This is a genomic window from Endozoicomonas sp. ONNA2 (assembly GCF_024606365.1).
Classification (GTDB): Bacteria; Pseudomonadota; Gammaproteobacteria; order Pseudomonadales; family Endozoicomonadaceae; genus Endozoicomonas.
The window spans coordinates 1-6447 of sequence record NZ_JAHHPO010000497.1; the positions used below are offsets into that span (position 1 = coordinate 1).

Sequence of the window (6447 nt, forward strand, 5' to 3'; positions counted from 1 at the left end):
AACCCTGCGGCACCCGAAGCAGTACCGGCGAGCAATGCCCCTTTGGCACCCGAAGTTGCGGCGGACAGCGCTGCTTTTCCGGCAGCATTACCACCTTCTATGGCTGCTTCTTTTAAAGCTTTCTTGGCAGAATGCTTCTTATGTGCTTTATGAGCAGCGGCGCCGCCACCAATAGCTGCTGTTGCCACTATTGGTGCAACAGGCCCCGTGATAGCAGTAATTGCGGCCGTTGTAGTAATCGCCAAGGCACCACCAGCAAGGATCAAAGCCCATTTCCTCAACTGCCTTTTGTCGTGCGGACGAAGATTTTTCCAGGAGGACTTGGTAAGGTTGGGTTTGTTCTTATCGGAATTCTGTCTTATACCCAGCGCGGCAAATAGATTTCGATATTTTTTTTCCAGTTTTGTATACTCGGCCGCGTATACACCTCCGTTAATCCGGGGCAATTTTGCTTTGAGTACTACAAATTCTTCTTTGGTAAACCTTGAAAACCCAGTTTGGATTTTCCTGAAAACCTGGTAAGATTCTTCCCTTGAAAAACCTGCCCGCTCAAGATCAGCTAACAATTCTTTGTCATAATAGAGCCTTGAGAAATATGCATTGAAAAATTCAATGATATGATCATGCGCTATGCCAACTACTTCTGCATGCTTTTCTCTTTCGATGACTTGAACAACGGAAGGAACATCCACTGCGATATCACTTTCACCCTCTGGCACAAACTTGGTGGGAGTTACAGAATGTTGGGGAATAACATAATTGAGAATGTTAATTAATTTCCCCAACGATTCAGCTACAGTATCGATCAACTGTTGGTTACATTGATCGTTGAGTTCCTTGTCGTCCTGTCCTTCATGCATTTTTTCCATGGCTCTGAGCAAGCTTAGATTTTCTTTGTCAGTACATCTATCCAACAGCGAGGGTAACAATAAGGCAGGACCAAATACAGAAGACTTTACAGTGAGTTCAAATTTATCTTCCATTATGTCGTATCCTTTTTTAAATGCATTGTCCAGAGCAGAATGCGAGAAATGTTTCTTGAATAGGTTCAAGTACGCTAACTCAATGGATTTTGCATCCTTGATGGCCCGATCACTAATGATTAACTCACTGTAAATAGCATTGGGCAGCATTTCAGAAGCCAGATGATTCAGGGTTTCCTGTTGTATGTGAAATTGTATGTACTCCAACAGTGCTTGCAGCGTGCGAGTGCCAAAGCAACCTGGTATGAACTTTAATTTTTGAATACCTGTTTCCTTTCTGGTTTCTGTTAATTCATAGTCAATTGTCTTTCTTAATTCAGTATCCAGGCGTTCCCACACTGCCTCTCTCTCATTACCTTCTACATCGCAAATAGCTTCGACATTCTTGATGCTGCATTCGACACCAAACATTGGCATCTGGGGGTTAAGAAAGCCTGTGGAAAACATTGGTTTTGCACCTTCGTACTGGGCAATTTGCCTTTGTTTAGTCACTGCCGGCCCAATGTGGGTAAGTACTACGAATTTGAATTTTTGCTTAAGGTTTTTTAGTAATAGTTGCAATCTGTAATCATTGTTAGGGTCTCCGTCACCTTTTCCCACCCGTATCAAAATGTTGTTCTCATTATCAAAACGTTTATAGAGCTCTTGACGCAGAGCTTCATCTTTTTCGTTACCCGGAACGTCTCCGGGAAAGTCAACGACTGTCATATCAATGAACTGACGGCCTTCAATCCTGACGAGAAGTGGTTTCAGGCGCAGTGTTTCAGGGATTTTTTCCTGGCTTCTACTCAGCGCTATGTTCAGGCTCTCAGTTGATTTGTATGACGTCCTGGTTTCTGGATCATCACCATCCTGTATGGTTGCATGAAAGTGATCGCTACTTACGAAGGTATAAACAATGGGTTGCTTGGTACTGGCCGTATCACACTTTATGGCCGTTTTTAGGCCGGATATTGTAGCAAAAAACGAGGTTTTGCCCGAACTTTGCGGCCCTGTAATCATAATGTTACCGGGACTAAGCTCCTCTAATACGGGCGCAAGAGCCGGATAGGTTGAGATCAGATGATTCAGTAGCTGTTGATTCGTGGCGAATGTTTTACGATCAATCCGCAATGCCTGGAGGAATTGATTAACATCGTTTCTCTGTTTCATCAGTTCAAGCACATTTTGATGAATTTCCAGCATTTTCTCTTGAAATGAACTTGAATGAGTACGTGGATGACCGGCAAACTGGGTTTCCTCAGGTGGATTAAAGCCATTATGAAGGCCGTTATGAAAATTATGCGGTTGTATTGACCCATTATAATTGGGATGAATGCTTGTTTGATGCAAGCTACCGGAAGGGGTTGATGGACGACCGGTAGGGGTTGATGGGCGACTTTTGACCGGGGTTGATATTGGCGGCCTTTTCAAGCTGTTCTGTCTCCTGCTCGGTACCCTGGGTGGTACCGGAGGCGGCATGTCGTTGAAGCTGGTTGGCCGCTGCAAGGGCATGTCGCTGAAGCTGTTTGGTCGTGGAGGAGGGGGTGTACCGTTTAAACCGAATTCAGGCCCCATTGGCTCATAATCTTCCTGAGCAAACTGGTGGTATGAATCCATCTGGAAGGGTCTGGTATGTCTCTGAAAAAGTGACTGCTGCTCAATTGCAGGATTATTTGAAGTTTCCAGGTATCTATGGACAGCATCGCTGTTTACGTGATTGCCAGCAGAAGACGATGGAAAGGGATCGGGGGTTGTTAAATGACCAGTATCGGGATTTAATGGGTGCATGTGAAATACCTTTTGAGTTAGTAACAACTTAATAGCGATATAAAACAGAACCTTTAAATAATTCTGTGTCAACGCCACCCAAACTGCTGAGCGCTGAATCGGTCAAAAATCATAATTACGAACCGGTTCATGGCTATTTTCCAGTTCTCAAGTCCTAATTTGTGTAGAGAGCCAGAATTTTTCGCCTATTGTTTTGGCAAGTCAAATCACAAAAAGTTCCTTACTGTCTTTAGAGTTCTAACCGGAGCAATATGAATGCTTTCAAGAATAACCGTCTTATCCTGATCAATCTTTATCATAAGCCTATTTTCAATGAGTATTGGAAAAAATATTTCAAGATTACCGATTAAACGCCGGAAACCATTCATCCGGATCTGCCCGGGAAATTGTTTGGTTCTCATCCAATAACTCTTTTCAACGAACTTTTTATCCTCAATTTTCTGCCATCCTCGCTACGGGGACGCCCAGTCGGGCGCTATTCTCGGACAGCCTCCCGGCTACTTAACGTCATTGCCCATGCAAGACAGAAAAGCTAATATTTCCCGTGTCGTATAGCAGGAGGCAAGGAATAGTAGCAAAAAGCGGGAAAAATCGGCGGGAATGGCTCTGCATTATGGCATAATGCCAGCCCGGGAGGCTGTCCGAGAATAAACTGCCCTGCAGCGGTTGTGATAAATTGGTCTAAAAATTTATCGCAATCCTCGCGACGGGCGCTATTCCCGGGCAGCCTCCAGGTACTGACTGACTCTTGTTAAATGATCTTGTTAAATGAGCTACAAAAGTCCACCCCTGGCATGCCGATGGCACAAGGGATGCGGGCAGAACGGGCAGAATAGCAGAATAAATGTTTAGACCATTACCTTTTTTTATCGGTTTGCGCTATACCCGCGCAAAGCGCAGGAATCATTTTATCTCCTTTATCTCCGGAACATCCATGGTGGGGCTGACGCTGGGTGTTTCGGTGCTGATTATTGTGCTGTCAGTGATGAACGGCTTTGATCGGGAACTCAAGCAGCGAGTGCTGGGTATGGTTCCCCATGCCACGATTACCGCTGCTGGTGGAGGCATTGAAGACTGGCAGGCACTGGTCAATATTATTGCGGACAAAGAAGGCATCGAAGCGGCTGCGCCGTTTGTCGATGCCCAGGGTATGCTGACCAATGGTGATCTGGTGCGTGGGGCACTGGTTTACGGTATTGATCCTGGCTATGAAAGAAAAGTCTCGATTATTGCCGATCATATGAAGCAGGGCGTATTGGACGAACTCCAGCCCGGAGCGTTTGGGATTTTGCTGGGTGAGATTCTGGCCAATTATCTGGGAGTGGCTGTTGGCGATAAAGTGACGATGGTTCTGCCTGAAGCCAGTGTCAATCTGGCTGGTGTTTTGCCTCGCCTTAAACGGTTCACCGTTGTTGGTACTTTCTCGGTAGGTGCCGATGTGGATGGCAATCTGGCCTACGCCCATCGGGAAGATCTGGCCCGTTTTCTGCGGATACCTGAAGGGGTGACGGGCATTCGGCTGAAAATGGCTGATCTTTTTGCCGCCCCGAAACTGGCCTGGGATGTGGCGATTACCTTACCCGGGCGCTATTACGTGCAGGACTGGACCCGTACCCATGGTCGTCTGTTTCAGGCGATTCAGATGGAAAAGACCATGGTCGGCCTGCTTCTTACCCTCATTGTGGCCGTTGCTGCCTTTAATATCGTCTCCACGCTGATCATGGTGGTTACCGATAAACAGGGCGATATCGCCATCCTCAGAACATTTGGTGCGACTCCCAAAATGATCATGGGGGTTTTTATGGTTCAGGGATCGTTGATTGGTGTTATCGGAACCTTGCTGGGAGTTGCCCTGGGGATTGCTGGTGCGGTGAATGTTTCCGAAATCGTGGGTGCCCTGGAAAAATTATTGGGCATTCATTTTCTGAGCCCTGATGTTTACTTTATCAGCTACCTGCCATCGGAGTTAATGTGGCAGGATGTAGCCCTGATCAGTGTGTCTGGCTTGTTGATGAGCTTTCTGGCAACCCTGTATCCGGCATGGCGAGCCTCCAGGACCCAGCCTGCGGAGGCGCTTCGTTATGAATAATCCCGAAAACCGTGCAGTTCTGGAGTGCCGCAGGCTAACCAAAGTATTTGCTGAAGGGCCTGAAAAACTTGAAGTTCTCAGCGGCATAGACCTTTTGGTTTCACCGGCTGAAAGGGTAGCAATTGTCGGTACTTCAGGTTCAGGAAAAACAACGCTGCTGCAGCTGTTAGCCGGGTTGGATCATCCTTCCAGCGGTGAGGTAATACTCTGTGGCCATCAGTTGATGAAGGTATCAGAACAGCAACAGGGAGAATTACGTAACCGTCACTTGGGTTTTGTTTATCAGTTTCATCATTTGCTGCCAGAATTCACTGCCCTGGAAAATGTTGCCATGCCATTACTGCTGCGCAAGGAAATATCCGTGGGGCAGGCAAGCATGGGAGCTGAAAAAATGCTGGGTATGGTGGGTCTGTCGAATAGAGCCAGCCACAAGCCGGCGGAACTTTCCGGTGGTGAACGACAGAGAGTGGCTATTGCCCGGGCATTGGTAGCCAGGCCAGACCTGGTGCTGATGGATGAGCCAACGGGAAATCTGGATCCCCATACCGCCAGCAAGATTCATGAGTTGATGAAATCCCTCAGTGAACAGCTGACCACCAGTTTTGTTGTGGTGACCCATGATATGGCATTTGCCCGGCAGATGGATCGGGCATGGCGTCTGGAAGATGGGTGCCTGGTCATCGTGCCATAAAAAAGCCCTCGTCAGAGGGCTTTGTATGGCCTGGATCAACTACTGGTTATCACCGCCCTTTTTTTCATCATGGATCACATATACTTCAAAATCCCTGCTTTTATCCTCTGGTCCATCATAACCGTCACCCCCCTTGAAACTGCTTTCAGGCCAGACAAAGTCGGCAGAACTGAAGGTCGGGCCTGAATGGTCGGCAATGTAGTAGGCATTATCACCGCCAGTGACTCTGCTCTCATTAGCGATGGCTGATGCGGCACTGATGGCTAATCCGGCAATGAGAGTTATGGTGGTGGCAGTTTTGATGATCATGGTTCGTTCCCTGGATGTTGTTTCTGGCTTTACTTGTATCGTCCATGGCCTGCTATGAATTAGTCCGGGTATTTCATAAATTGTCGCAAAACTCGTAAAAGTTCTCTACGCGTACAATTGACCAATTGGATACCGTAACTGTGTGCCTGACCCGGGAATTTTTCCGGCAAAAATATGTCTACGTCAAAGGATTCAGTATTAGGGTGTAGACGCTTGTTGTAGGGTTTGAGCCTTTACTGCATCAACGTGGAATGGCAATGGCCGCAGGCATGGCAGTGGAGGAGCGGGATATCTTTACGCGAACCGGGAGCAGCTATCACACTGTATTTTCCAAAGATGGCCATCTTAATGGCGAGGCGCTGTCCAACGTTCTTACGCCAAAGATCAGGCAGCACCGGTCCCGGTTACCAATACTGAAGTAATTGATACCCAACCCCTGGTTCTCAATACTTAAGTAGTTAACCAAATGAAATCATATTTTCTGACTAAGTGGCCAGTCACTCTCGGCAACTGCTCCTGCGTTGCTCTGGCTCCTGCATCCATGCAGTCGTGCTGCGTTGCAACTCCGGTCACATAGCTAAGGCTATGCTCCCTACGTTGCGCCT

General features: G+C 47.2%; 7 protein-coding genes. 5 read left to right on the top strand and 2 right to left on the bottom strand.

The window, feature by feature from the left end; genetic code table 11:
• The coding region (locus KDK14_RS08930; RefSeq protein WP_257264743.1) for a dynamin family protein at positions 1-2315 on the bottom strand (2315 nt) is incomplete at its 3' end.
• A 49-nt stretch (positions 2316-2364) separates the two neighbouring features.
• Between KDK14_RS08930 and KDK14_RS08935 the strand changes: the two genes are divergently transcribed.
• From KDK14_RS08935 to KDK14_RS08950, 4 genes are all read left to right on the top strand, one after another.
• Entirely contained in the window at positions 2365-2550 is a 186-nt protein-coding gene (locus tag KDK14_RS08935) for a hypothetical protein (RefSeq protein ID WP_257264744.1), read from the top strand.
• Positions 2540-2785: a hypothetical protein gene (locus KDK14_RS08940; RefSeq protein WP_257264746.1), complete on the top strand. Its 246-nt coding sequence runs from the start codon at positions 2540-2542 to the stop codon at positions 2783-2785. Before KDK14_RS08935 ends, KDK14_RS08940 begins: the two co-directional genes overlap by 11 nt.
• Positions 2786-3597: 812 nt before the next feature.
• Positions 3598-4842, top strand: a complete 1245-nt coding sequence (locus tag KDK14_RS08945) for a lipoprotein-releasing ABC transporter permease subunit (protein ID WP_257264747.1) — start codon at positions 3598-3600, stop codon at positions 4840-4842.
• Positions 4835-5533 (top strand): ABC transporter ATP-binding protein, encoded by a 699-nt coding sequence (locus KDK14_RS08950; protein ID WP_257264748.1) that lies wholly within the window; start codon positions 4835-4837, stop codon positions 5531-5533. Before KDK14_RS08945 ends, KDK14_RS08950 begins: the two co-directional genes overlap by 8 nt.
• Before the next feature lie 39 nt (positions 5534-5572).
• Here KDK14_RS08950 and KDK14_RS08955 read toward each other — a convergent pair whose 3' ends face one another.
• The gene (locus tag KDK14_RS08955) at positions 5573-5842 is read right to left on the bottom strand and encodes a hypothetical protein (protein ID WP_257264750.1); all 270 of its coding nucleotides are present in this window, start codon (positions 5840-5842) and stop codon (positions 5573-5575) included.
• Between the two features lie 257 nt (positions 5843-6099).
• On the opposite strand from KDK14_RS08955, the gene KDK14_RS08960 reads away from it, so the two are divergent.
• Positions 6100-6264, top strand: coding sequence for a hypothetical protein (locus tag KDK14_RS08960; protein ID WP_257264751.1), 165 nt, complete (start codon positions 6100-6102; stop codon positions 6262-6264).
• Positions 6265-6447: the final 183 nt, after the last annotated feature.

Coding starts and splice junctions, on each gene's coding strand:
- KDK14_RS08945 (WP_257264747.1), top strand. CDS start 3,598: ATGTTTAGACCATTACCTTTTTTTATCGGTTTGCGCTATACCCGCGCA.
- KDK14_RS08950 (WP_257264748.1), top strand. CDS start 4,835: ATGAATAATCCCGAAAACCGTGCAGTTCTGGAGTGCCGCAGGCTAACC.
- KDK14_RS08955 (WP_257264750.1), bottom strand. CDS start 5,842: ATGATCATCAAAACTGCCACCACCATAACTCTCATTGCCGGATTAGCC.
- KDK14_RS08960 (WP_257264751.1), top strand. CDS start 6,100: ATGGCCGCAGGCATGGCAGTGGAGGAGCGGGATATCTTTACGCGAACC.